General features: G+C 66.5%; 22 protein-coding genes. 15 read left to right on the top strand and 7 right to left on the bottom strand.

From position 1 onward, the window contains the following. The first annotated feature begins 189 nt into the window (after positions 1 to 189). Together apbC and dcd are read left to right on the top strand one after the other, a co-directional pair. The gene (apbC, locus tag ACZK1G_RS16070; RefSeq protein ID WP_042359268.1) at positions 190 to 1,044 is read left to right on the top strand and encodes an iron-sulfur cluster carrier protein ApbC; all 855 of its coding nucleotides are present in this window, start codon (positions 190 to 192) and stop codon (positions 1,042 to 1,044) included. A 78-nt stretch (positions 1,045 to 1,122) separates the two neighbouring features. Beyond that, complete coding sequence (dcd, locus tag ACZK1G_RS16065) at positions 1,123 to 1,695, top strand: dCTP deaminase (RefSeq protein WP_014037995.1); 573 nt, start codon at positions 1,123 to 1,125, stop codon at positions 1,693 to 1,695. Positions 1,696 to 1,760: 65 nt separating this feature from the next. On the opposite strand, the gene ACZK1G_RS16060 is transcribed toward dcd, so the two are convergent. Genes ACZK1G_RS16060 through ACZK1G_RS16050 form a run of 3 tightly spaced genes read right to left on the bottom strand, consistent with a single transcriptional unit; the run spans position 1,761 to position 3,034 of the window. Continuing rightward, complete coding sequence (locus ACZK1G_RS16060) at positions 1,761 to 1,928, bottom strand: LiaI-LiaF-like domain-containing protein (RefSeq protein ID WP_005418011.1); 168 nt, start codon at positions 1,926 to 1,928, stop codon at positions 1,761 to 1,763. 15 nt (positions 1,929 to 1,943) lie between these two features. Beyond that, a complete protein-coding gene (locus ACZK1G_RS16055) occupies positions 1,944 to 2,366 on the bottom strand; it encodes an HIT domain-containing protein (RefSeq protein WP_014037994.1) in 423 nt (140 codons plus the stop codon). Continuing rightward, positions 2,363 to 3,034, bottom strand: coding sequence for a dienelactone hydrolase family protein (locus tag ACZK1G_RS16050; protein ID WP_049445708.1), 672 nt, complete (start codon positions 3,032 to 3,034; stop codon positions 2,363 to 2,365). Before ACZK1G_RS16050 ends, ACZK1G_RS16055 begins: the two co-directional genes overlap by 4 nt. A gap of 365 nt (positions 3,035 to 3,399) precedes the next feature. On the opposite strand from ACZK1G_RS16050, the gene ACZK1G_RS16045 reads away from it, so the two are divergent. The 11 genes from ACZK1G_RS16045 to ACZK1G_RS15995 all read left to right on the top strand — a co-directional run bounded on the left by ACZK1G_RS16045 (position 3,400) and on the right by ACZK1G_RS15995 (position 19,108). Continuing rightward, positions 3,400 to 3,858, top strand: a complete 459-nt coding sequence (locus ACZK1G_RS16045) for a hypothetical protein (RefSeq protein ID WP_014037992.1) — start codon at positions 3,400 to 3,402, stop codon at positions 3,856 to 3,858. Continuing rightward, the gene (locus tag ACZK1G_RS16040) at positions 3,858 to 4,202 is read left to right on the top strand and encodes a hypothetical protein (protein WP_014037991.1); all 345 of its coding nucleotides are present in this window, start codon (positions 3,858 to 3,860) and stop codon (positions 4,200 to 4,202) included. Before ACZK1G_RS16045 ends, ACZK1G_RS16040 begins: the two co-directional genes overlap by 1 nt. A gap of 80 nt (positions 4,203 to 4,282) precedes the next feature. Then, a complete protein-coding gene (locus ACZK1G_RS16035; protein ID WP_233490795.1) occupies positions 4,283 to 4,525 on the top strand; it encodes a phage tail assembly protein T in 243 nt (80 codons plus the stop codon). Positions 4,526 to 4,559: 34 nt separating this feature from the next. Further along, complete coding sequence (locus tag ACZK1G_RS16030) at positions 4,560 to 6,935, top strand: phage tail tape measure protein (protein ID WP_233490794.1); 2,376 nt, start codon at positions 4,560 to 4,562, stop codon at positions 6,933 to 6,935. Further along, positions 6,932 to 7,285, top strand: coding sequence for a hypothetical protein (locus ACZK1G_RS16025; protein ID WP_014037988.1), 354 nt, complete (start codon positions 6,932 to 6,934; stop codon positions 7,283 to 7,285). The genes ACZK1G_RS16030 and ACZK1G_RS16025 overlap by 4 nt, the downstream gene beginning before the upstream one ends. Beyond that, a complete protein-coding gene (locus ACZK1G_RS16020; protein ID WP_014037987.1) occupies positions 7,282 to 7,743 on the top strand; it encodes a DUF1833 family protein in 462 nt (153 codons plus the stop codon). The genes ACZK1G_RS16025 and ACZK1G_RS16020 overlap by 4 nt, the downstream gene beginning before the upstream one ends. Beyond that, the gene (locus ACZK1G_RS16015; protein WP_049445594.1) at positions 7,743 to 8,138 is read left to right on the top strand and encodes a hypothetical protein; all 396 of its coding nucleotides are present in this window, start codon (positions 7,743 to 7,745) and stop codon (positions 8,136 to 8,138) included. Before ACZK1G_RS16020 ends, ACZK1G_RS16015 begins: the two co-directional genes overlap by 1 nt. Continuing rightward, a complete protein-coding gene (locus ACZK1G_RS16010) occupies positions 8,129 to 16,417 on the top strand; it encodes a host specificity factor TipJ family phage tail protein (RefSeq protein ID WP_101765871.1) in 8,289 nt (2,762 codons plus the stop codon). Before ACZK1G_RS16015 ends, ACZK1G_RS16010 begins: the two co-directional genes overlap by 10 nt. Before the next feature lie 89 nt (positions 16,418 to 16,506). Then, entirely contained in the window at positions 16,507 to 16,722 is a 216-nt protein-coding gene (locus tag ACZK1G_RS16005) for a hypothetical protein (RefSeq protein ID WP_049445590.1), read from the top strand. Between the two features lie 188 nt (positions 16,723 to 16,910). Then, positions 16,911 to 18,272, top strand: a complete 1,362-nt coding sequence (gene rimO, locus ACZK1G_RS16000) for a 30S ribosomal protein S12 methylthiotransferase RimO (protein ID WP_101765870.1) — start codon at positions 16,911 to 16,913, stop codon at positions 18,270 to 18,272. Continuing rightward, positions 18,269 to 19,108, top strand: a complete 840-nt coding sequence (locus tag ACZK1G_RS15995) for a DUF3025 domain-containing protein (RefSeq protein WP_101765869.1) — start codon at positions 18,269 to 18,271, stop codon at positions 19,106 to 19,108. Before rimO ends, ACZK1G_RS15995 begins: the two co-directional genes overlap by 4 nt. An 87-nt stretch (positions 19,109 to 19,195) precedes the next feature. Here the strand turns inward: ACZK1G_RS15995 and greB are convergent, their stop codons facing one another. Then, complete coding sequence (gene greB / locus ACZK1G_RS15990) at positions 19,196 to 19,702, bottom strand: transcription elongation factor GreB (RefSeq protein ID WP_014037981.1); 507 nt, start codon at positions 19,700 to 19,702, stop codon at positions 19,196 to 19,198. Between the two features lie 89 nt (positions 19,703 to 19,791). After that, complete coding sequence (locus ACZK1G_RS15985; RefSeq protein ID WP_049445586.1) at positions 19,792 to 21,297, bottom strand: helicase HerA-like domain-containing protein; 1,506 nt, start codon at positions 21,295 to 21,297, stop codon at positions 19,792 to 19,794. Positions 21,298 to 21,419: 122 nt separating this feature from the next. Between ACZK1G_RS15985 and ACZK1G_RS15980 the strand changes: the two genes are divergently transcribed. Both ACZK1G_RS15980 and ACZK1G_RS15975 read left to right on the top strand, forming a co-directional pair. After that, positions 21,420 to 23,030, top strand: a complete 1,611-nt coding sequence (locus ACZK1G_RS15980) for a transglycosylase SLT domain-containing protein (protein ID WP_101765868.1) — start codon at positions 21,420 to 21,422, stop codon at positions 23,028 to 23,030. Positions 23,031 to 23,053: 23 nt separating this feature from the next. Beyond that, on the top strand, positions 23,054 to 23,401 hold the full coding sequence (locus ACZK1G_RS15975; protein ID WP_014037978.1) for a ribonuclease E inhibitor RraB: 348 nt from the start codon (positions 23,054 to 23,056) through the stop codon (positions 23,399 to 23,401). A 71-nt stretch (positions 23,402 to 23,472) separates the two neighbouring features. Here ACZK1G_RS15975 and asd read toward each other — a convergent pair whose 3' ends face one another. Beyond that, positions 23,473 to 24,315 (bottom strand): archaetidylserine decarboxylase, encoded by an 843-nt coding sequence (gene asd, locus ACZK1G_RS15970; protein ID WP_049445583.1) that lies wholly within the window; start codon positions 24,313 to 24,315, stop codon positions 23,473 to 23,475. Next, entirely contained in the window at positions 24,312 to 24,962 is a 651-nt protein-coding gene (locus ACZK1G_RS15965; protein ID WP_005417991.1) for an SCO family protein, read from the bottom strand. Before ACZK1G_RS15965 ends, asd begins: the two co-directional genes overlap by 4 nt. Positions 24,963 to 24,967: the final 5 nt, after the last annotated feature.

The following is a 24,967-nucleotide window of genomic DNA, read 5'->3' as shown; positions in this document are numbered from 1 at the left end:
AAAAACGGCACTGCGCATGCGCCATCGCGCGGGCCGGAACAACCGGCTCCACAGCTCAAAACAGTGCTTATCGAACGTAACATGAACTTAACAATCTGTGCACGAATCTGTCGCAATCCTGAATTTCAGTCAGGTTACGTCCAGCTTGTATGATGTCGGGTTATCCCCCTGACCCCGCCGGTGCTCGTTGTGAACAGTTCTCCCCGCCGTCCCCATGTCAGCCAGGTCCAGAAGGGACTTACGCCGCATGCCCGCATCCGCAACGTGATCGCGGTCGGTTCGGGCAAGGGCGGCGTCGGCAAGTCCACCACCTCGGTGAACCTGGCCGTGGCGCTGCAGCAGCTTGGCGCGCGCGTGGGCGTGCTCGACGCCGACATCTATGGCCCCAGCGTGCCGGCCATGCTGGGCCTGTCCGGCCGCCCGGAAAGCCCGGACAACAAGAGCATCGAGCCGCTGCGTGCGTTCGGCGTGGACACCATGTCGATCGGCTACCTGATCGAAGAGGACACGCCGATGATCTGGCGTGGCCCGATGGCCACCTCGGCGATGACGCAGCTGTTCAACGATACCCTGTGGGACGACCTGGATTTCCTGCTGATCGACCTGCCGCCGGGCACCGGTGACATCCAGCTGACCCTGACCCAGAAGATTCCGCTGGCCGGTGCAGTGATCGTCACCACGCCGCAGGACATCGCCACGCTGGATGCGAAGAAGGCGTTGAAGATGTTCGAGAAGGTCGAGGTGCCGGTGCTGGGCATCGTGGAGAACATGGCGGTGCACACCTGCAGCAGCTGCGGGCACATCGAGCACCTGTTCGGCGAGGGCGGTGGCGAGCGCATGGCCGCGCAGTACGGCGTGCCGCTGCTGGGTTCGCTGCCGCTGCAGATCGGCATCCGTGAACAGGGCGATGCAGGCACCCCGATCACCGTCGCCCAGCCGGATTCGGCGCCGGCCCAGGCCTACCGCCATGCCGCACAGCGCCTGATCGAGGAAGTCGGCAAGCGCCCACGGGCCTCGATCCCGATCCTGTCGTCGCTGCTGTAAGTGCGGGTGCAGGGGCCGCCGGCCGAGGCCGGGCCCCTGCTAGAATCCTCGCGCCCCCTCGTACCCCCAGGACAAAGCATGAGCATCAAGAGTGACCGTTGGATCCGCCGCATGTCCGAGCAGCACGGCATGATCGAGCCGTTCGAGGCCGGGCAGGTGAAGCAGGCCAACGGCCAGCGCATCGTCAGCTATGGCACGTCCAGCTATGGCTACGACGTGCGCTGCTCGCGCGAGTTCAAGGTGTTCACCAACATCAACTCGACGATTGTCGACCCCAAGCACTTCGACTCGGGCAGCTTCGTCGACATCACCGCCGACGAGTGCATCATCCCGCCGAACAGCTTCGCGCTGGCGCGTACCGTCGAGTACTTCCGCATTCCGCGCGATACGCTGGTGGTGTGCCTGGGCAAGAGCACCTACGCGCGCTGCGGCATCATCGTCAACGTGACGCCGCTGGAGCCGGAATGGGAAGGCCACGTGACCCTGGAATTCAGCAACACCACGCCGCTGCCGGCGCGCATCTATGCCAACGAAGGCGTGGCGCAGATGCTGTTCTTCCAGGCGGCCGCCGATGACGTCTGCGAGACGTCGTACCGCGATCGCGGCGGCAAGTACCAGGGCCAGACCGGCGTGACCCTGCCGCGGACCTGAGTTGTTCTGGAGCCGAGCAAGGCTCGGCTCTGCATGGGCGAAGGCGGCGCTTGCGCCGCCTTTGCTTATTTGCCGCGACCGAACAGCATCGCGATGCCGACACCCACCAGGGCCACCGGCCACCAGGTCAGCAGCAGCTTGGACAGGTTCAGGTGCGTCCAGCCGAGATTGCTGGCGAGCATGAACAGGCCGATCAGGATCAGCAGGACGGCGGCAACGAGGTTGAATCGCATCGGGTCGGCGAAGGCTCAGGACTGGGCCGGATATCCTAGCCGTTCCTTCCAGTAGGCGACATGCTGGTCCAGCGCCGCCGGCTCGTAACGGTGCGCCGGGCCGCTGCCCCAGACCGGGCCCGGCCAGGCCGGATCACCGTCATGGCGGCCGATCACATGGAAGTGCAGCTGGCGCACGATGTTGCCCAGCGCCCCGATGTTGATCTTTTCCACCCCGTCGGAGCCCTTCAGGGCCTTGCAGGCGCGGTTGAGCTCGGTGCGCAGCTTGTCCTGCTGCTCGCCGTCCAGCTCGATCCACTCGGTCACCCCGGCCAGGCGCGGTACCAGTACCAGCCAGGGGAATCGTTCGTCGTTCATCAGCCGCACTTGCGACAACGGTCCTTCCGCCACCAGCACGCTATCGGTGGCCAGGCGTGAATCGAGTTCGAATTCGCTCATCCAAGATGCTCCGAGAAGAAGTCCAGGGTGCGTTGCAGCGCCAGGGCGGCGCTGTCTGGATCATACGCATGTCCGACCTCCCGGTTGAAGGCGTGATCGGCCGGATAGACATAGGTGGCCATCTGCGGCAGCTTCTCACGGTGGGCCTGGACCGCTTCCGGCGGGATGCTGCGGTCCTGGGCACCGAAGTGGAAGATCACCGGGGCCTTGGGCGTTTCGTCGAGGAACTGCACGTTGCGCGCACCGTAGTAGCTGACCGACGGCAGCCCCAGGCGCACTGCGGACAGCATCGCCACCGTGCCACCCCAGCAGTAGCCGACGGTGCCGACCTTGCCCTGCGGTGCCAGCCGGGTTGCCGCGGCCCGCACCACCTCCAGCGCCCGTTCCATGCCCAGCGCGCCAACCCGTTCCAGGCCCTGTTTCACGCCTTCGGCGTCGTAGGGCAACGCGTCCGGATCGGCGTCGGGGCCGTCGAGCAGGTCGAAGAACGAGGGCGCCAGCACCGCATAGCCTTCAGCCGCGAAGCGCTCGGCCACGCTGCGGATGTGCGGATTGGCGCCGAAAATTTCCTGCACCACCACCAGGCCGCCGCGCGCGGTGCCTTCCGGCAGGGCCTGCCAGGCCCGTACCGGGCCGTGATGCGTATCCAGGGTGATCCACTCGGCCATCGTCATCTTCCTCGTTGCTGGGAACAGAGCTGCATTGTCGGTGCTGCGCCGGTTAGCGCGGCGTCAGCGGCTGTGCCGGATCGGGCGGCTGCGGGCGTGCGGCAGTGCGTTCCCAAGGCGGTGCAGAGGGCTGTTTCTGCATTGACCGGTGCACACCCGCAGCCTAAGCTTTCAGCCACGATGACATACAAGCCTCCGGCGCGAGCCGGGGGCTTTTTTGTTGTCCGCGTGTTGCCGATCGCAACACGCAACCGGTGGCTGTGACGGGCCAGCCACGATGACCCACTGCAGGCAGCCCCGAGCCTGATCACCCCGAACCCCAGCCGCCGCAAGGCGGCTTTTTCATTTCCAGGAGATTCAACACCATGTCCATCAATCAAGCCATTTCCGCCCAGGACTCCGCGCTGTACGTGAAGGCCGGCACCGCCCCGACCGCGCCGAACAATCCGGCCGGCTATACCGAAATCGACGGCCTGACTGCCTTCCCGTTCGGCCGCGGCCAGGCCAACACCCTCGATGCCACCAACCTGCGTTCGAAGCAGATGGAGAACATCGCGGGCCTGTCCGGCGGCCAGGCCGTGCAGGTGTCCGGCCACCGCTGGCCGGTCGGCAGCTCGGCAGGCCAGGAGATCCTGCGCGACGCCGATCCGGATGCCGACCTGCATTTCCTGATGGTGCTGCCCACCGGCGATGCGGCCACCTTCGTCGCCAAGGTCGCCGCCTTCAACGTGGCCCCGGGTACCAACCAGGTGCTGACCTTCACTGCGGACCTGCTGCCGCGTGAGTTCGCGCTGGTCACCGTGGCCGCTGGCGGCACCCCGTGATGCTGTTGGGCAAGCAGCAGATCCTGGACGCACAGGATCGCCGGCACGAGGACGTCGCCGTACCCGAATGGGGCGGCAACGTGCGCGTGGCGATGATGTCGGCCCGCGACCGTGATCGCTGGGAGCAGGAGACCTATGGCGGCGACACGCCCAAGGTGGATGACTTCCGTGCGCGATTCGTCGGCCTGTGCCTGGTCGATGAAATGGGCGAGCGCCTGTTCTCCGACCATGAGGTGGCCCAGCTGGGCACCAAATCGGCCGCGGCGCTGGATCGCGTGTTCCGTGTCGCACAGACGCTCAATGCGCTCGGCGATGCGGCCGTGGGAGAGCTGGAAAAAAACTGATCCGCCGGCCTGAGCGCCGGCTTCAGTTCCGGATCGCGTGGAGGCTGGGCCTCCCGCATCCGGACCACCTGCTGGCGGGAGTGACTTCCCGCCAGCTCTCGGAGATGTACGCGTTCGCACGCCTGGAGCCGTTGGACCAGCCCCTGCAGGGGATGCTCGCCCAGCTGACCAGCGTGCTGGCGCAGGTGCACGGCAATACGACCACTGCCGAAGACTTCCTGCTGGTGCGTCCCCGCACTTCGCCGGAGAAGGCGGCAAAGGAGCGCTCGCAGCAGCTGCTTGAACTGTTCGGCAGCGCATCGCGACGCAACGCTGCGGCGTGATTCCGGGCGGGGCAGGGCAGTGCTTCTCCGATGTGTGGCATGCAATCGAACCTGGGGCCCTGCGGGGCCCCTCATCATTCTTGGAGGAACGCGTATGGCGTCCACTAACCAGAATCTAGACGTAGTACTGCGGGTCAATACGACGGGCTTCCGTACCGCAATGGCGGAGGCCAGTCGCCTGGCGACGCAGAATCTCAAGACACTGCGCGCGGAGGCCGAGCGGACGGCCGCCGCGCTGGCGCGCGTGCATGCGGCACCGGAGGGCGCAACGGGCAAGGCCGGGACAAAGGCAAAGGCCAACGTCGGCGGCGATGTGCTCGGCAGCGGCTTGAAGGAGCTGGGCAGCGGCCTGCTGACGGCCGCCGGTGGCCCATGGGGCATCGCCATCGCGTCGGTGCAGAAGCTGGGCGAAGCGTACGTGGACATGGTCAAGGCGTCCGAACGTGCGCGCGCCGAGTACAAGGAGCAGATGCAGTCGCTGCAGCAGATGTCGTTCTCGATGGACCAGGCCGGCCTCGGCATGGGGGCGGGCACGCTGCCCCTGGAGCAGGCGGTCGCCACGCTGCATGAGCAGGCCAAGGCGCTGCGCGAGCTGGAGGCGCGCGAGAAGGCGTTGCAGGGCTCGGTCGTCCATTGGGAAGGTCGAGTGAGTAATGGCCAGCGATCGGGACGCGAAGGTGCGGGCCTGAGTGCGGCCTCGGATTACGCTGAGCTGGAGAAGGCCAGGGCGAACCTGGAAGCGTTCCAGGCGGAGGTCGCGCCGGTCCAGGAGAAGTTCCGGGGCCTGAAAGAAACGATCCGGGGCTCCCTTGACGAGAAGTTGTTCAATGCGATTGCCACGGCCATCCAGAACGTGGACAACCAGACGCTTGACCAGCTCATCGCGTCTCTGGGTGCGACGGAATGGAACGCATTGAAGGCAACCGATGCCTTCAACGGCATGCTGGGCGCCATGCGCGGAGAAGCGTGGCGGGACGAAGTCGAGTGGATCCGGCTGACCCGTGGCGAATATGCCGCCTGGATGGCCGAACGCGGCGCGGAGATCAACGCCAGAGGTGGCCCGGACAAGATGGACCCGGCCCAGCGTGCCGAGTTCAACAGGGACGCCGCGCGCAAGAAGGCCGACATCGAACGCAAGGCCCAGTTCCGCGAACAGCAGCAGGCCGCCCAGCAGTCGGTCAGGGGCCTGAACGAGCAGGCTGATGCGTACGCCGGGCTGATGGATCGCATCGAGAAGCAGATCGCCCAGGACCGGGTGCGCCAGAAGCTGAAGGAGGGGATGACAGAGGCGGAAAAGCTGCAGGTCACCCTCCTTGACGAGATGGAGCATGCCGAGAAGAAGCTCGGCGAGCAGAAACAACTGCGGGTGAAGGCCTCGCTGGACGCCGCGGTGGCCCTGGCCAAGGAGGCGGCGGCCGCTGAAGCGTCGAAGAAAGCCCAGCAGGACCTGTTCAAGCTGCAGCGGGAGCTCCAGCAGGCGGCGCAGGCACAGCAGCGCGGACACGACCAGGAGCTGTTCGCCATCGGCCATGGCGCAGCGAGCGTGGATCGCATGCAGCGCCGTTCCGCACTGGATGAGGACCGGGACAATCGAAAGCGTGCGCTGGACGACGAGTCACGTGGTGAAGACGGCAAGGTCATCGAGTCGGAGCGCTACAGGGCCCAGCTGGCCGAGCTCGATGCATTCCATGAACAGTCACTGCAACGCGAGGCCGAGTTCCAGGAAAACAAGAAGGCATACCAGTCCGATTGGAAGAACGGCGCGATGCGGGCGTTCGAGGACTATGCCGATGCCGCAGCCAATGCCGCCGAGTTGAGCCACGGCGTCTTCAGCAATGCACTGGGCGGGTTGGAAGACAGTCTGGTCAAGTTTGCCCAGACCGGAAAGCTGTCCTTCTCCGACCTCGCCGACTCGATCATCGCCGATCTGGCGCGCGTGGCAGCCAAACAGATGGTCAGTGGGCTGATCAGTTCGATCGGGCAGATGTTCGGGCCGAAGATCACCGGCTTTTCCATCGGCGGCTACACCGGCCCGGGGGGCAAGTACGAGCCGGCCGGCATCGTCCACAAAGGCGAGGGCGTGCTCAGCCAGGAAGACATGGCCGCGCTCGGCGGCCCATCGGCATTCTTTGCCCTGCGCGCTTCGCTGCGAACCGGCAATGGCCTGTCCGGTGGTGACAGCGGGGGCTATGTGCAGGTGCCGATCGCCCACGCCGGCGAGGGTGGGATGAATGTGGAAATCAACAACTACGGCGAAAGCCGGGTCAATACCCGGGAAGAGCGGCAGCGCATGCCCGATGGCAGCGAAGTGCGGCGACTGGTGATCGACATCGTGGGCGACAGCCTCAACGGTGGTGAGCTGGGCGCCATTGGACGGGCCCGATACGGATGGACGGAGGCAGTGGGATGAGCAGTTGGCCAGAGTATGCAGAAATCCGCTTTGCGGATTACGGCGAGGAGATCGTTGCCTCGGAAGAGCGGACCGAGATGGAGCGCGGCCCCAGCAAGATGCGCGCGCTCAACAGCCGGGTGATGAAGAACGTATACGCCTCGGTGCAGTTCCGCACCGCGGCTGACGCCGAGGCATTCGAAGAGTGGTACCTGCACGATGTCGGTCGCGTCGGCTGGTTCACGATGGAGCACCCGCGGACCGGGCAGCCGATCAGTGCCCGCTTCCCGCAGGGCATCGGCCGCCTGGTGCCACTGAACACCCGGTTCCGTTTCTCCAAGCGTGATCTTGTACTGGAGTACATGCGATGAGTTCGTTCCATGAGCGCCGCCAGCGCCTGGCCGACACCCAGGGACCGCTGATGCTGCTGGAAGTGTCGGCACCGTCGATGCCGGAGGTGCTGCGGATCGTCAACGACAACGTCAACTGGACCAGCAACGGCAGGGAGTTCATTGCCGCACCGTTCGGCTTCCAGCTTCCCGACGATGTCAGTGGACAGGCACCGCGCGCGCAGCTGGTGATCGACAACATCGGCCGCGCACTCACCGAGGACCTGGAAGGGCTGGCCCCCGGAGAGATGGTGACCGCACGGTTGATGCTGACCGATCGCGCCGATCCGGATGCCATCGAGGCCGAGTACGACCTGCCGATGACCCAGGTGTCGGTCAACACGCGCACGGTCAGTGCCCAGTGTGGTGTCGACTTCCTGATGCGCCAGCAGGCCGTGCTGCTGCATGCCAATCCATTCACGTTGCCGGGAATCTTCTGATGCGCCTGGTCGACGTCGAGCGATGGGTGGGCATCCCCTATGACGAAGCGGCGTACGACTGCGCCGACCTGGTGATGCAGGTGCAGCGGGCGCTGTTCGCCCGTGAAGTGGCACTGCCCGGACGCCGGCCGCGCGGGCGGCGCGGCTCGGCCGAGCTGGGCGCATTGTCGCGTGCGCAGGCGGTACCCCGCGAGGGCCCTCCACAGGACGGCGACCTGGTACTGATGATCGAACGCGGACAACACAACCCCGGCCACGCCGGGGTTTTCTTTTTCCTGGCCCATGAGGGCTGGGTCTTGCACAGCAACGAAACGAACGGCTGCAGCGTGCTGCACCGCGTTCGTGACCTGCCCGGATTTGGGCTGAGGATCGAGGGATACTACGCATGGAATTGACACCACAACCGGCGGTCGACGGCCGCCTCATCATCACCCCGCACCCGGTGCTGCTGGATGGCCAACGCAACGTGCCGGTCGACCTGCGCCCGGGTGAAAGCCTGTACGCGTTCCTCATGCGCCATGTGGACGGGCTCGATGGCCGCGCATGGCAGGTCTGCGTGGACGGGCTGGAGGTGCCGCGCGAGCAGTGGATGCAGGTACGACCGCGCCATGGCCAGCTTATTGAAGTGCGCAGCGTGGTGGGCAAGGCAGTGATTCCGCTGGTGGCGATGATCGCGCTGACCTATTTCACCTTCGGCATCGGCACGCTGGTGGCCGGTTCCGCCTGGGGCGCGGGCGCCGTCGCGGGGCTCAGCGCCACCTACGGTACTGCGCTGGCGTCGGCGGTCTACGTGGCCGGCAGCGTGCTGATCAACAAGGTGCTGGGCCCGAAGCCTCCCCGTGCAGGGGGTGGTGGCGGTGTCGCCGACACTGCGTACTCCCTGGCAGCGCCGCGCAACCGTGTGCGCGCCTATGAACCGCTGGGCCTGCTGTTCGGTTCCACTCGCCTCGCGCCGGACCTGATCAGCCGCCCCTATACCTGGTTCGAGGGCGATGAGCAGTATGTCGGCCTGACCCTCAGCCCGGGCATCAACGTTGGCCGTGTAGAGGCCTTGCAGAACGGTGATTCGGCGCTGTCCAGCTACGAGGGCGTGCGCACCTGGTTCCGCGGCTTCCCGCAGATGCCCGACGAAGCGATTCCGCTGTACAGCAACGCCGATGTGATTGAAGGTGCACAGCTGCTCGATACCGGTAGCGATGCCAAGCACATGGCCAGCCCGTGGGTGGAACGCACCAGCTCCGCTGACACTCTGCGCCTGCAGGTGAACATCGAGTTCCGGCTGTGGGATACCACGTCCAAGGGCAAGGACAAGGACAACCGCGAGCAGATCCAGATCCAGTACCGGCCGGTCGGCTCCGATGCATGGCAGTCGTTCGGCAATTACAGCGTCGTGGGACGCACGCAGAAGGCGCGCCGCGTCAGCTACGGTCGCGACGTGGAGCTGGGCCAGTACGACGTGCGCGTACGCGTGGCAGGGCAGAACACCGATGGCAGTGGCGCGCAGGCGAATTTCACCTGGACCACGCTGGTCAGCGTGCAGCGCGACGACGCCAGCCATGCCGGCATTCCTGCCATCGGGCTGCAGATGAAGGCGTCCGGCCAGCTCAATGGCACCCCGGATGAGATCCGCTGCGTGGCCCATGCGCGACCGATTCCGGTGTGGAAGGGCGATGCGGCCGGTTGGGTGACCGAGGAAACCAGCAACCCCGGCGCGCAGATCCTGGCCTATGCGCGTGGCATCCATGATGAGAACGGCAAGCGTATCGCCGGCCTGGGCATGGCCGACCGGCGCATCGACATTGAAAGCCTGAAAGCCTTCATGCTGCACTGCGCGGACAACGCGCTGGGCTACGACTACTGGCTCACCGAGGTGCGCAGCCACCAGGCCGTGCTCGACGCCATCGCGCTGGCCGGCTTCGGCCAGGTGACCTGGGCCAAGGGCCGGCTGGGCGTGGCCTGGGCGGCCGACGAGCAACCCCTTTCCGGCGTGGTCAACATGGCCACGATCAAGAAGGGCCAGTTCCAGGTTGACTACACCCTGGCCAACGCTGCCGACGGCATCGAGTACAGCTACCTGGACCGCCGAACCTGGAAGGCGGCGACGCTGCGCGTGCCGGCACCGGGCGTGGAGGTGATGCTCAATCCGGCCAAGATCACCGGTGAGGGCGTCAGTTCCGAAGCCCATGCCGCGATGCTGGCGCGTTGGCATCTGGCGCAGAGCGTCTATCAGTACAAGTCGATCAGCTACAGCACCGACATCGAGCACCTGGCCTACTCGCGGTTGTCGGTGCTGGCGTTGCAGCACGACCTGACCCAGTGGGGCTTCGGTGGCCGCCTGATCGGTGCCGCGGTCGACGCTGCAGGCGTTGCCACGCTGCAACTGGACGAGACGGTCCCGGCACCCTCGCTGGGCAGTGCGTTCATCGGCCTGCGCATTCCGGGCGAGCGTGTCTACCGCGTACTGCGCGTGGTTCCGGGCACGGAGCCGAGTGACAGGCTGGTGCTGGCCGATCCGTGGCCGGCAGATGCACCGCTGCCGGGCCACGACGACGGCAATCCTGCACACGACACGATCTGGATCTACGACTTCAAGCAGACGCCGGGTACCCGCGTGCGGGTGACCGGCATACGCCCGGAGGGCGACCTGAAGGGCGCTGCCGTGGAGGTGGTGCAGGAGGGGCCCGAGTTCTGGCACTACGTGCGGACCGGCCAATATGTGCCGCCGTCGAATGAATCCTCGCTGCAGACCCGGCCGGTGGCCAGCAATCTGAAGGTGGTCGAGCGCCAGGTCAGCCGCGGTGGCAGCATGCACACCGAACTGCAGGCCAGCTTCGATATCAGTGGCCCGGCCGGCGAAACGCGGGTCCTGTCCGATCCAGACGGCAATGCTGCGCTGGAGGAAGTGGCACGCACCAGCACGCGGTCGGCGAGCTGGGCGATTCCCGGAGCGGGCACCTATCCGGTGGTCGTTCGTCCATACAGCCCCGATGGCCGTGCCGGCGTTGCCGTGTCTACCCAGTACACCACGCTGGGCGCTGATGCGCCGCCGGTGCTGGTCGATCTGTTCGACATCGAAGAGCTCAGCGGTGGCGTGCGCCGCTATGTGTGGGGCTTCTCCAGCGACACCGTGCAGTCGGCTGATTTCGCTGGCGTGGAGATCCGCTATACCGCCGGCAGCATCGACAATCCGCTGTGGGAGCACATGACCCCGCTGGGCGATGCCGGTGGCTTCTTCACCTCCGCAATCGAAGCCGTACTGCCAGCGGCGGGCAGCTGGACGTTTGCCTGCCGCAGTCGCAACACCGCTGGCGTGCTGTCCGTCGGTGCCCGCTACCTGCGGCGCTCGCTGGGGCGCAATACCGGGCAGGCGCTGGAGGGAATCGGCGGTGTGGTTGAATCGGTCAAGCAGGACCTGGGCAAGGAAATCAACGCCCGCATCGACAGCGACCTGGCCGCCGCCACCCGTGCCGCCGAGGCGCTGCGTAGCGAATCGCTGCGCCTGCAGGATCAGATCACCGCCAGCGCCCAACGGCTTGCCGGCCAGGCCGAACGGCTGGACCAGCAGGCGCAGGCGCTCAAGGCCAACACCGATGGCCTGGCACGCGAAGTGCTGGATCGTGCCGCCGGCGACCTGAATACCCGCACCGAGCTGACTACAGCGGTGACCCGCGAAACCAGCGAACGCCGGTCGGATGTGGAGAACCTCACCCGCATGGTAAGCCAGCTGTCGGCGGGCAGTGGCGTGCAGTTCGACAGCAAGCGCATCTGGTACTTCGACAGCAGCGTCGAAGGGTGGGGGGCAAACGGTGGCAGTCCAACGCTGGTGGAGGGCTGGCTGCGCCCGGCCAACCATGCCAGCGATGCCTTCGTGACGAGCCCGCGCGGCCAGGATGTCCAAGGCGCGGCGCATCGCTTCGTCAAGCTGCGCATCCGCAAGGTGGGCAGTCCTGCCTGGGACGGGCGCCTGCTGTGGAACGGTCCCGGCCAGTCGTGGGACAACGCACGCATGGTGCAGTTCGCGGAGCCAAGCTATGACAGCAACGGCATCGCGACGCTGGATGTGGACAACATTCCGTGGAACGGGACCGTCGTCGACCAGATCCGCCTGGACCTGTCCAAGGCGCAGACCGACGCCCACTACTTCCTGCTGGACTGGGTGGCGATCGGTCGCCCGACGCCGGGTGCGTCGGTGGCCATGCTGCAGGACGAAGCCACTGCACGCGTCGCGGCAGACAGCAGCGAAGCGGGCCGGCGCGAATCGCTGGCCGTGCAGATGCGGGGCAGCTACGAGGGCGGTGACCTGGCGGGGGTCAGCCAGGGCCTGATTGCGGCGGAGAAGACCGCACGGTTGAGTGGTGACCAGGTCAACGCGCAGTCGATCCAGGCACTCCAGGCACGCATGCCGGCAGGCACCGGCGCGCTGGCCACCAGTGCCAGTGTCAGCAGCCTGCAGCAGGCGATGGTGACCGCTGACACGGCACTGGGGCGGCGCGTGGACAGCCTCGATGCCACGATGGGGGACAAGATCGGATCCAGCGCCTTCAATGCGTTGAAGACCGAAGTCGGGCAGCTCGATGGCAGGGTTACCAGCAGCAGCCAGGATCTGGTGCAACTGAAGAGTCGCATGGAAGCGGTGATGGGCGCGGGCAGCAACCTCGCGCTCAATGGCGACTTCAACCTGGGCGCTGGCACCGGCTGGACGTTCTTCAACACCACCGCAGCATCGGTGGTGCGCGAGGGGCGCGGCAACAGCCTGTGCTGGAAGGCGGAGCCCTACGCAGCGGGAAGCAATACGGTGGTCAGCGCCGCAGTCAATGAGGGGCGCGTCATCACCCTGACCGCCGGCCGTCGCTATCGCGTGTCGTGCTGGACGCGGACCAGCGAGGACTTCGACGGCACCGCCGACAACACCAAGCTGCGCGTCGCCGACCACAACGGCAACCTGATGGGCGGCGCAACGCAGTCGTTCCCGAAATCGGCCGACTGGGTCAAGACCGAGACCTTTGTGACGTTGCCGCCCACGGGAACGGTGCAGGGCATCAAGGTCACGATCAATCGCAATGGCACGGCCGGCACGTTGTGGCTGGACGACCTGTGGGTGGAGGATGTAACCGATGTCGACGCGAACGCTGCGGCGGTCAGCGGCCTGTCGACCAAGGTGGAACAGATCGATGGCAAGCTGGCCAGTGCCGCTGAGAACGTCACGCGGCTGGCCTCGGGCATTGGCAACATGGTGGCTTACAACATCATCGCCAACGCACATATCGCTTCCTCGCCTACAGGTGGCCCCCGCGCATCGGGTGTATACCGCGCCAATGGCAGTATCGTGCCGGGCATGGGCGCCAACCGGGGGCTACGGGTCGGCATCATCAATGCGGACAACAGCATCACCGATACGGCGGTGTTCGATACCCATGGCAACCTGCAGAGCGAGTCGGCCCGTTTCAACACCTGGTACGACCAGACGCTGAAGGACAACCAGTACTTCATTGCCTACACATCCGACGCAGTCGGGGCGATCAGCAGCGCCAGCAACGCTGACACCGGCGGCCTGCGCACCCGCCTGTTGGATGCGGGCCTGTCACAGGAGAACCTGGCGGCCCTGTCGGGGTCGCGGATGCTGGTGATGATCGGGCGGCGCAGGAGCGGGGCCGGCGGTGGCAGGCAGATCCTGTCGCCCTTGCCGGAGACCGGCCGTACCGGCATGTGGGTGGAAATGACCGTCACCGTGCTGAATGGCGTGCCGACCGGAACGCAGGATTCGTCGATGCTCGATCGCGCGGCGCGGAGCAATGCGGAAGCATTGACCGGGCTGCGCACCGACGTCAGCAAGCTCGGTACCGACCTGGTGTCCGCCGCCGACAGCCTGACCAGCCTGGCCGCGCGTGTGGAGACCTCGGTGACCAGCAGCGACAACGTGCTGCGCAACAGCTCCTTCGCTGGCAGTGCCGCCTGGTGGACGTTGACCCGCACCGTGTCGGCCAACACCGTGGAGTGGGTGAAGGCATCGGGCCAAAGCGGTGATGCGCTGCTGATGGCGCATGGTCCCCAGGCCGGCCAGAACCCCTTCATCACGGCCAATGACGCGCGGTGGTTGCCGGTGGTTGCCGGCCGGTCGCGGCGGTACCGCCTGGTGATGATCGCCCGCGCCTTCGACGATGCGACGGCGACCCTGGTCTGCCGGCTGCGCGTGCGGACTGGCGGGGTGGGCGAAAGCCATGCAGACGTGACGCTGAACCTGTCCGATGCAGCCTGGAAAACCTACACGGCTGAATGGTCTGCCGCGCAGGATCGCAACGAGATCATGCCGCAGGTACATCTGACCAACGCGGGCGGCAAGGTGCTGTTCGATCGGGTCGAGCTCTACGACATCACCGATGCGCAGGACATTGCCGGCAACGCGACGGCCATCGCCAACCTGCGCAGCGACGTGGTGCAGCTTGGCGATCGTGTCACCAGTAGTGCGTCCAATGTGGTCAAGCTGCAGTCGGACGTGCAATCGGTCCTCAATGGCAGCGACAGCCTGTTCCCGCTGGGTGGGTTCGAAACGTTCCAGGACGGCCAGCTGCTGGGCAGTGCGGCGGGCACGATCTACACCGCCCGCGCCGATGCTCGCCGGACCGGTGAGCGTGGTCTGGATGTGAACGTTGCGGCCAACACCAGCCCCAACACCAATGCGGACATGTACTTCGGCCAGTGGACTCCCATCACCGGCAATCGCCGCATCTACGTGGAGTACTACGCACGCCTGCATCCAGACAGCATCCAGCCGACCAGTGGCTCGATCCGGGTGGGCTGGCAGACCACGAACGAAGCCAACGCGGAGAATTCGTGGCCCTTGCAGGCTTACGCACTGGCCTCCCTGCGCAAGGACGGCTGGACCAAGGTCAGCGGCTACATGAATACCGCCGCGTCTGCGGCGAAGTGGCGGATGCTGGTCAGCATCCCGGGAGGAAGCGGTGCGCGCGAAGTGGGCGTGCGCGTGCAGGTGGACGACATCCGCATGATCGATGTCACCGACGCCTACGCCGCGCAGCAGAGCGCCGCTGCAACGGCCACTGCAGTGACCGCGCTGACCACCAAGGTTGATCAGCAGGGGACGAAGGTCGATGCGCAGGCTCAGCAGATCACCGACCTGTCCAGTGGGCTGAAGGGCGTACTCAACACCGGCAGCGGCCTGCTGCCCAATCCCGACTTCGCCGAAGGGCTGGGTGGCTGGACGGCATCGGCGGCCGCCAATGGCGCGGTGTGGAGCACGGTCAACGGTGATGGACGCCCAGGTGTGCTGCTCAACCGCTACACGAACGTGAATCCGACCCTGCAGGCCAATGGTGGCAAATGGGTGCCGATCAACGGCGCGCGCCGCCTGCGGGTGATCGTCCGCGCCTGCGGTGCCGGCGGTGCCAACAATCTGCTGGTGCGGATCTATCGCAAGAATGCGGCCGGCCAGCAGTCCTACCAGGATCTGCGTGCGGTGTTCGCAGTAGAGGCGTTCGAGACCCGATCGTTCGACTTCGATGCCTTCAACAGCGGCATCGATGCCTGGCGTTTGAACATCTATGCTCACCCCGACAACGGCCAGGTACGGGTGGACAGCGTCCAGGTCTATGACATCACCGACCAGGTGGCCAACGATGCCAATGCCTCGGCCATCAGTGGGCTGAGCACCTCGGTAGGCCAGCAGGGCAGCAAGCTGGACACCACGGCGCGTGACCTGACCCAGCTCAAGACCCAGGTGGGCGACGTCTCGGCCAGCGGCTTCTCGCAGCTGAAGAGCCAGGTGAGCCAGCAGGGTACGCAGCTGACCGCACTGTCCGGGCGGGTCGACGGCGTGCAGGCCTCACTGGGCGGCAAGGCGGACGCTGCCGTGGTGACCAGCATGCAGGCGCAGGTCAAGAACCTCGGCGCAGGCGGCAACCTGCTGATGAACACCACATTCCCCTTCTGGCAGCGCTCGGGGTGGGGGTGGGGAAGCAACCCGAACGCCCGCTGGTCCGAGCTGGGCAACCCCACCGGCAATGACAGCTGGCATCCGAAGGGGATATTCGGACTGGGCGCGGCGACGCCCGGCGTCGTCGCAGCAGGCGAAATGGCATGGTGGGGAACCGAGTACGACATCGCCATCGAGGGCGGCAAGACCTATTGCGCGTCCGCCTGGATCAATACCCATCGCGTGGAAGCCAAGCTGGAGATGACGTTCTTCGACGCAGCCGGCAACCACCTGGGGTTGGTGCACAGCCCCGGCGTGAGGAGCGATACCGCAACGCCGATCACGCTCGACCGCTTGACGCGGACGTTCCTGATCACCAAAGCGCCCGCCACAGCGTCCTTCGCTCGCTTCCGCGTGATCGTGATCGGTACCGGTGGAGACACGCCGTACTTCTGGATGTTCCGCCCAATGCTGAGCCAGGTGGATGCGTCGGCCACCGTCCCCCCCACCTGGTCGGCCGGAGGCACCGAGTCTTCCGCGCAATGGTCGGTGAACGTTCGTGCCGACGGCCGGGTAGGCGGCGTGCAGCTGGCGTCCAGTGGCCAGGTCTCGCGTTTCGATGTGGTGGCGGATGCGTTCAGTGTCAGTGCGCCCGGTGGCGGGCGCCGCACCGAGTACAGCGATGGCAACTGGCGGGTCTATGACGAAGCCGGACGCCTGCGTGTGCGCATGGGCGTGTGGTGAACCGCGCGCCTGCCCGTCGCGGTGAGTGCCTTGCATGAAAACCGTTCGGGCCGCCGGTGGATGCGGCCCATTTTTTTTGGAGATCCAACATGAAGTTCAACGCACGTCTCGTCCTGCTGACCCGCGCTGTGGAGCAGTCGGGGGTGGTCAATCTGCATTTCCGGCCGGAGGGCGACAACCTTCTTCCGCAGATGGTGATCCCGGTATCACCGCTGGATGCGTACGCCTTGAAGTTTGGCGCGCTGTACCGGTTCGAGGCGATCGAGGTGGAAGAAGCGCTGCCCATTGAATCAGCCGCTGGCTGAGACCGGGCGGTCGCGGTGGTGCTGGACGTGACCGGGTACTGACCCTTCACGGGCCAGGGTCCGCCGGCGGGAGCAGCGATTCAGGGCCCCGCCCCGAACCCCGGTATACTGGCGCCCTTTCAGGCCCCGGCCCCCAGGACCCCCTGCCATGCCGGCAGGGGCCCAGGCCCCCAGAGTCCCGCGATTCCATGTCCCAGCTGAACCCCAAAGTCGGCTTCGTCAGCCTTGGCTGCCCGAAGGCCCTCGTCGATTCCGAGCGCATCCTCACCCAGCTCCGCTCGGAGGGATACGACATCGTCCCGTCCTACGATTCGGCCGACGTGGTGGTGGTCAACACCTGTGGCTTCATCGATTCGGCGGTGACCGAGTCGCTGGATGCCATTGGCGAGGCGATGAACCAGAACGGCAAGGTCATCGTCACCGGCTGCCTGGGCAAGCGCCCGGAGCAGATCCGCGAGGCGTACCCCAACGTGCTGGCGGTGTCCGGCCCGCAGGACTACCAGAGCGTGATGGAAGCGGTGCACGAAGCGCTGCCGCCCAAGCACGATCCGTTCGTGGACCTGGTACCCGACTACGGCATCAAGCTGACCCCACGGCACTACGCTTACCTGAAGATTTCCGAAGGCTGCAACCACAAGTGCAGCTTCTGCATCATTCCGTCGATGCGCGGGAAGCTCGTCTCGCGCCCGGTCGACGAGGTGCTGCGTGAAGCCGAGCGCCTGGTGCGTGGTGGCGTGCGTGAACTGCTGGTGGTGTCGCAGGACACCTCGGCCTACGGCGTGGACGTGAAGTACGCCGAGAAGATGTGGCGCGACAAGGCCTACCAGACCCGCCTGAAGGCGCTGTGCGAAGGCCTGTCCGAGCTGGATGCGTGGGTGCGCATGCACTACGTCTACCCGTATCCGCACGTGGACGAGGTGGTGCCGCTGATGGCGGAGAACCGGATCCTGCCGTACCTGGACATCCCGTTCCAGCACGCGAGCCCGCGCATCCTGCGCTTGATGAAGCGCCCCGGCGCGGTCGAGAAGACCCTGGAACGCGTGCAGAACTGGCGCCGCATTGCGCCGGACATCACCGTGCGTTCGACCTTCATCGTCGGCTTCCCGGGCGAGACCGAGTCCGAGTTCGAAGAACTGCTGTCGTTCCTCGACGAAGCGCAGCTGGACCGCGTGGGCGCATTCGCCTATTCGCCGGTTGAGGGGGCGACCGCCAACGATCTGCCCGATGCTGTGCCGGAGGAAGTGAAGCAGGAGCGTCTGGCCCGCTTCATGGAGAAGCAGGCACAGATCTCCGCCGCGCGCCTGGAGGCCAAGATCGGCACCGTGCAGCAGTGCCTGGTCGACGCCATCGAAGGCGACATCGCCGTGGCCCGCTCCAAGGCCGATGCCCCGGAGATCGACGGCCTGGTGCACATCCAGAATGCCGACCAGGTGCCGCTGCGCGTGGGCGAATTCGTCGACGTGGAGATCACCGAGAGCGACGAGCACGACCTGTACGGTGACGCGCTGCGCGCCGCTACCCGCCCGGCATTCGACCTCAAGATGCTGTGACCGCAGCGACGGTCGCCGCCGGTGACGGGGGCGGTGTCCGCCGCTTCGTACCGCCGCCACGTGCGGCGGTCGATCCGCAGGTGTTCGGGCAGCCGCTGTTTGCCGGGCTGCAGGACGTCCGTGACCTGCTGGTTGGCCCCCACTGGCCGTCCATCGCGGCACTTGACGCACGCCTGTCCCTGCCGGGTTGGCAGCTGGTCGAACAGGATGCCGCGCTGCTGGCCGATGGCCTGCACTACGAGGCGCGCATCGCGCAGGGGCGCATCGCCACCCGTGCCGACAACTGGCATGACCTGTTCAACGCACTGGTGTGGGCCTCCCATCCGCAGCTGAAGCGTGCACTGAACGCGCAGCAATGCCGGCATATCGAGGCCATGCCACCCGGCCAGCGCAACCGCGCGCAGGCCGCCTTGACCCAGTTCGACGAAACCGGCGTGATCGTGCGTGTGCGCGATGACACATTGCTGCGCGCGTGGGATGGGCATGACTGGCCTGCGTTGTTCGAGCCAACGCGCTGGCAGGGCGGTGACATCGCCATTGCTGCGGTATTCGGGCATGCGCTGATGGAACAGGCGCTGTTGCCGGGGCGATTGCTGGTGGGCAAGTGCGTGGTGGTGCAGGGTGATGCCGATGCGGCCTGCGTTGACGCGGTGACCGCGGCCATTGCCGAGGGCAGGGCAGTGACCGATCCACTGCAGCTGCGGCCCCTGCCATTGGCCGGTATTCCCGGCTGGCACGACGTGCAGGATTCCGCCTTCTATCGCAATGCCGACTACTTCCGCCCGCTGCGTGCAGAACGCGCGTACCCGCCGCCGTTGCCGCCGCTGCCGTTGTAGAGCCGAGCCCATGCTCGGCTGCGTTTGCCCATCAGCCGAGCATGGGCGCGGCTCTACATGTACAGCGAGTTCGAGCATGACTCGACGCTACACAGGCGCGTACTCCACCCCGATCACCGCAAAGGTGAACTGCCCGCCGGGCAGCTCCACCGAGAACTCGTCGTCCAGCCGCTTTTTCAGCAGTGCACGCGCCAGGGGGGAATCGATGCTGATCCAGCCCAGGCCGGCATCGGTCTCATCCGGCCCGACAATGCGGTAGCGGCTGGTGTCGCCGCTGTCCACGTTCTCCAGCTCCACCCATGCGCCGAAGAACACCGCCTGCGGATCGGTCGGCGTGGTATCGACCACGCGCAGCGATTCCAGCCGCTTGGTCAGGTAGCGCACGCGGCGATCGATCTCGCCCAGCTGCTTCTTGCGATAGGTGTACTCGGCGTTCTCGGAGCGGTCGCCTTCCGCGGCAGCGGCGGCCAGCGCCTTCACCACCTCCGGGCGGCGCACACGCCACAGCTCATCCAGTTCGGCCTTCAGTCGGGCATGCCCAGAGGCGGTGATCAGGGCCGTGCTTTTTTCTGCGGGGGGACGCCAACGCGACATGCAATACGACTTCTTTTCGAGGGGAAGCGATGGGTGAGTGGGGTCGAATCCCTTTCCAGCGGAAAGGGATCCGACCCCAGCAGGGGCAGCTAGCGCTTGCCGCCGAAGATGCCACCGAGGATGCCGCGCACGATCTGGTTGCCCAGCTTGGTGCCGACGGTGCGCGTGGTCTGCTTGGCCATGGTTTCGATCATGCCCTGGCGGCGCTTGGTGCCGAAAATCGCGTCCTTGATCGCCTGGCCGAAACCACCTTCCTGTGCTTCGTCCTGCTCGCGGCTGCGCGCGGCCGGCGCCTGCGCCTGTTCGACGGTCTTCTGTGCGCGCTGGGCCAGCAGCTCGGCGGCCGATTCGCGGTTGATCGCGGTGTCGTAGCGGCTGCCGACCGGGCTGCCGGCACGCACCTGGGCGCGCTCGGCGTCGGTGATCGGCCCCATCCGGCAGCGCGGCGGCGCGATCATCGTCTGCTGTACCGGCATCGGTACGCCCTTGTCCTGCAGCGTGGAGACCAGAGCCTCGCCGGTGCCGAGCTGGCTCAGTACCTTGGCCACATCCAGCTTCGGGTTCGGCACGAACGTCTCGGCCGCGGTCTTCACCGCCTTCTGGTCGCGCGGGGTGAACGCACGCAGCGCATGCTGCACGCGGTTGCCGAGCTGGCCGAGAATGTTGCCCGGCACGTCGTCGGGGAACTGCGAGCAGAAATACACGCCCACGCCCTTGGAACGGATCAGGCGCACCACCTGCTCGATGCGCTGCACCAGCGATGGCGGTGCATCGTCGAACAGCAGGTGCGCCTCGTCGAAGATGAAGACCAGCTTCGGCTTGTCCAGGTCGCCCACTTCCGGCAGTTGCTCGAACAGCTCCGACAGCAGCCACAGCAGGAAGGTGGAGTACAGCTTGGGCTTGAGTACCAGCTGGTCGGCGGCGAGGATGCCGATCATGCCGCGGCCGTCGTGGTTGACCCGCATGATGTCGGCCAGTTCCAGCGCCGGTTCGCCGAAGAAGTTCTCGCCACCGTCCTGCGCCAGGCGCAGCACCGAGCGCTGGATCGCGGCGATCGACTGCGCGCTGACCAAGCCGTACTCGGTGGAGATGTCCTTGCGCTCCTCGGCGACGAGGCCGAGCAGGGCGCGCAGGTCGTCCATGTCCAGCAACAGCAGGCCGCGGTCGTCGGCCAGCTTGAACACGATGTCGAGCACCCCGGCCTGGGTGTCGTTCAATTCGAGGATGCGCGACAGCAGGGTCGGGCCCATTTCGCTGACGGTGGTGCGCACCGGGTGGCCCAGCTTGCCGTACAGGTCCCAGAAGATGGTGGGGCTGGCGCCGGGCGCATAGTCGGCCACGCCGATCTCGGCGGCGCGCTGGAGCAGGTTCTCGGCGCCGCTGCCGGGCACGGCCAAGCCGGAGACATCGCCCTTCACATCGGCCAGGAACACCGGCACGCCCAGTCGCGAGAAGCCCTCGGCCAGCGTCATCAGGGTCACGGTCTTGCCGGTACCGGTGGCGCCGGCTACCAGGCCGTGGCGGTTGCCGAGTTTCGGCAGCAGGGTGACGGCAATATCGTCGGTAATGCCTTTGCCGAGCAGAATCGGATCCATGGTCCAGCCCTTGTGATGAATAGCCCAATGTTAACCGCCGGCAGTGACGGTCCGAAGGTCGGCTTGCCCGGACCTTGGCGGCGCCGCTACTCTGCCTGCCTGTTTCGCACACAGTGCCATCAATGCCCGTTCCTGTCCTGATTTCCCGTGGTTGGCCGCTGCTGGCCCTGGCCGGCCTGGTTTCCCTGGCGCCCGACGCCCATGCACAGCGGGTTTCGGCCCGGGACAAGGTGAAGGTGGATGCGCTGCAGCAGCGCATGACCGCCGCCGAAAAGCGCTACAGCGACGCCTTGCTGCTGGTCGCCAATGCTGATCCCAAGGGCAGCAACGAGGCCGATGCCGCGCTGGAGGACATGGAAGATGTCCTCAACGACTGCGTGAAGCAGAAGGGTTGCCAGATGGGCACCCTGCTGGCCAGCTACAAGCGCCTGCTCAAGCACGACGCCGATGCGGCCGCCAGCGATGACGTGGCCGACGAGGGCGGTGACCGCCTGGAAGCCGACCCCGACCACATCGGCCCACTCACCGCCGACGTGCCCGAGGCCGTGCGCGCTGCCGCGCTGCTGAACGACAAGCGGCACGCCTTCGACAGCATGGTCGAGTACAACCCGGCGGTGCAGGCCGGCATCCGTCGCTGGCTGACCGACATGCGCCCGGCGCTGCTGACCAGCTATGAGAATTACCAGAACCTGCGCGCGGTGATGTGGCCGGAGTGGGAGAAGCGTGGCCTGCCCGAGGCACTGCTGTTCGGCATCATGGCCAAGGAATCCAACGGTCGCGTACATGCCTCCTCGCGTGCCGGTGCCGCCGGCCTGATGCAGTTCATGCCGGCCACCGGCCGCCGCTTCGGCCTCGGCCCGGACGGCACCGGCTTCGATACCCGTTTCGACGCGCGCAGCGCGGCCGAGGCCAGCGCCAGCTACCTCAACGAGCGCCTGCGGGAACTGAACAACAACGTGGAAATGTCGGTGGCCGCCTACAACGGTGGCGAAGGCCGTGCCGCACGCGTGTTCAAGCAGAGCGCCGGCCAGAGCTTCTGGACCGACAGCGTCTACAACCAGTTCCCGGGCGAGACCAAGGACTATGTGCCGATGGTGATCGCCGCGGCCTGGATCTTCCTGCACCCGCAGCAGTACGGCGTGGAGTTCCCGAAGATCAGCGCCCAGCCGGCCACGCTGCGCCTGGCCAAGTCCACCACCATCTACGAACTGACCATCTGCCTGGGCAGCCACGGTACGCGCGATGGCTACATGCGTGCGCTGCGCAACCTCAACCCGCGCTATGAAGCCGATGGCTGGATTCCGGCCGGCACGCTGATCAACGCCACCACCCGCATCGCCGGGCTGTACCAGCGCAACTGCGTCAGTGGCCCGCGTGCCGACCTGGCCCGCACCCTGATCACCGCCGATCTGAACGCAGCGATCAAGCGCCCAACCGCGGCCAGCTACACCGGCAGCGTGGCGGTGGGCGGTGTGGTACCGGTGGCCGACGCGGCTGCATCCACCAGCGTGCCGACCACGCCGGTGGCGGCGGTGGCGACGCCCCGCCCGACGCCGGCCGCGCGTCCGAAGCCGGTGCGCAGCCACAAGGTGGGCAAGGGCGAGACCCTGAGCGCCATCGCGGCGAAGTTCCAGTGCGACGTGCCGACCCTGGCCCGTGCCAATGGCCTGAAGGGCCCTGCCTACAGCCTGCGCCACGGCCAGACGCTGAAGCTGCAGGGCTGCGACAAGTAATCCCCCCGACCCCTGGAACCCGCATGGACCTCGAAGCCACCCGCAACCTGTTCGCCAACCTCCGCGAAAACACCGACTGGGACATCAACGGCCCGTTGCTGTGGGGGTACTTCTTCGTCCACTCCAGCGCCGAGCCGCTGCAGGCACTGGCGGACCACCTGCAGGCGCAGGGCTATGCCTTCGTGGAACTGTTCGAGCAGGAGCCGGAAGAGGGCGACGCGCCGTTCCACGTGCTGCACGTGGAGCGCGTGGAGATCCACGACGAAGCCTCGCTGGACCGCCGCAACCAGGAATTCGCGGCGCTGGCCGCGGAGAAGGGCGTGGAAGACTACGACGGCATGGACGTCGGCCCCGCCCCGGCCCTGCAGTAACGCCAAAAAGGGGACGGAGGGGATTAAGTCGTTTATGCATAAACGACTTAATCCCCTCCGTCCCCTTTTGGTCAGCGCAGTTTCGCCAGGGCCTGGCCCAGCTGCACCGGGCTTTCGGCGCCCAGTTGCGGGGCGAACTCGGCCACGCCGGGCGGCAGCAGCACGATCACGGTCGAGCCGTAGTTGAAGCGTGCCATTTCGGCGAAACGCTCCAGCTTGATGCCCTGGCCGCGGTAGTCCTTGCGGGTGATGCGATCACCGTAGGCCGGGATCTCCTCGCCGCTCCACACGGTTTCCACGCCGGAAACCAGCAGCGCACCGACCATCACACTGACCATCGGGCCGAAGCTGGTGTCGAAGTGGCAGACCAGGCGCTCGTTGCGCGCGAACAGGCGCGGTACGCCGTTGACGGCGGCCGGGCCGACGCTGAACAGGCGCCCCGGCACGTGTACCGTCTCGCGCAGGGTGCCGGTCCACGGCATGTGCACGCGGTGGTAATCGCGCGGGGACAGATACACGGTGGCGTACAGGCCATCGTTGTACGGCTTGGCATCCTCGTCACTGCCCAGCAGCTCGGCGGCGGTGAACGACTGGCCCTTGGCCTGGAAAATGCGGCCGGCCTCGATCCTGCCGAGCTGGCTGATGCGGCCGTCGGCGGGCATCACCAGGCTGCGCGGATCGGCATCGGCCACGCGCGCGCCCGGCTTCAGTGCACGGGTGAAGAACTGGTTGAAGGTCGCGTAGCTGCGCGGGTCCGGGTTGGCCGCTTCGTCCAGGTTGACGTTGAACTTGCGGGTGACCGTGTCGATCAGCCAGCGCGACACGCGCGGATCGTCCGAGTACGCCAGCGAACGCGCCATCGAGGACAGCAGGCGGTGGGGCAGGGCGTACGTCAGGGCGGTGGTGAGGCTCATGGGGCAGTTTTCTCGGTCAGCTTCTGCAGGTCGCGGGCAATCGCCGGCGCATTGAACGGGGGGCGCACCAGGCCGGCAAGACGGCCCTGCGGGTCGAGCACGGCCAGGCTGGCCGAATGCTCGACGGTGTAGTCCTCGGGGTTCTCGTCGAAATGCTTGCCCGGCACTTTCTGGAACACGAAGCCCAGCGAGGTGGCGAAGCGCTCCAGCGAGGGGATATCGGCGGTGGCGGCCAGGGTGTCCTTGTGGAAGCCGTGCACGTACTCGCCTAGGCGGGTGGCGCTGTCGCGGTCCGGGTCGACCGAGATGAACAGCACGCGCGGGCGCAGGCCATCGGGCAGAGCCTCCCACTGGTTCTGCGCGCCGGCCAGCTCGGCCAGCGTGGTCGGGCAGACGTCGGGGCAGAAGGTGAAGCCCAGGAACACCAGGGTCCAGTGGCCCTTCAGTTCGCCCGGGATCAGGCGGGTGCCATCGGACTGGGCCAGGTTGAAGTCGGGCAGTTCACGCGGTTGCGGGTACAGCGTGATCGCTTCGGTGGCCGGGGCGTTGGCCGGCGGCTTCGGCGCGAACACCTGCTGGGCGGCCAGCAGGCCGAGCCCCGCCGCCAGGGCGATCAGCAGGATGATGCCGGCGTTGCGATTGAACATGGGGG

The sequence above is a fragment of the Stenotrophomonas sp. 109824_Sma genome (assembly GCF_056480025.1).
The sequence above is the reverse complement of the archived record's forward strand: the minus strand, read 5'-3'. Positions and strand labels throughout refer to the sequence as shown.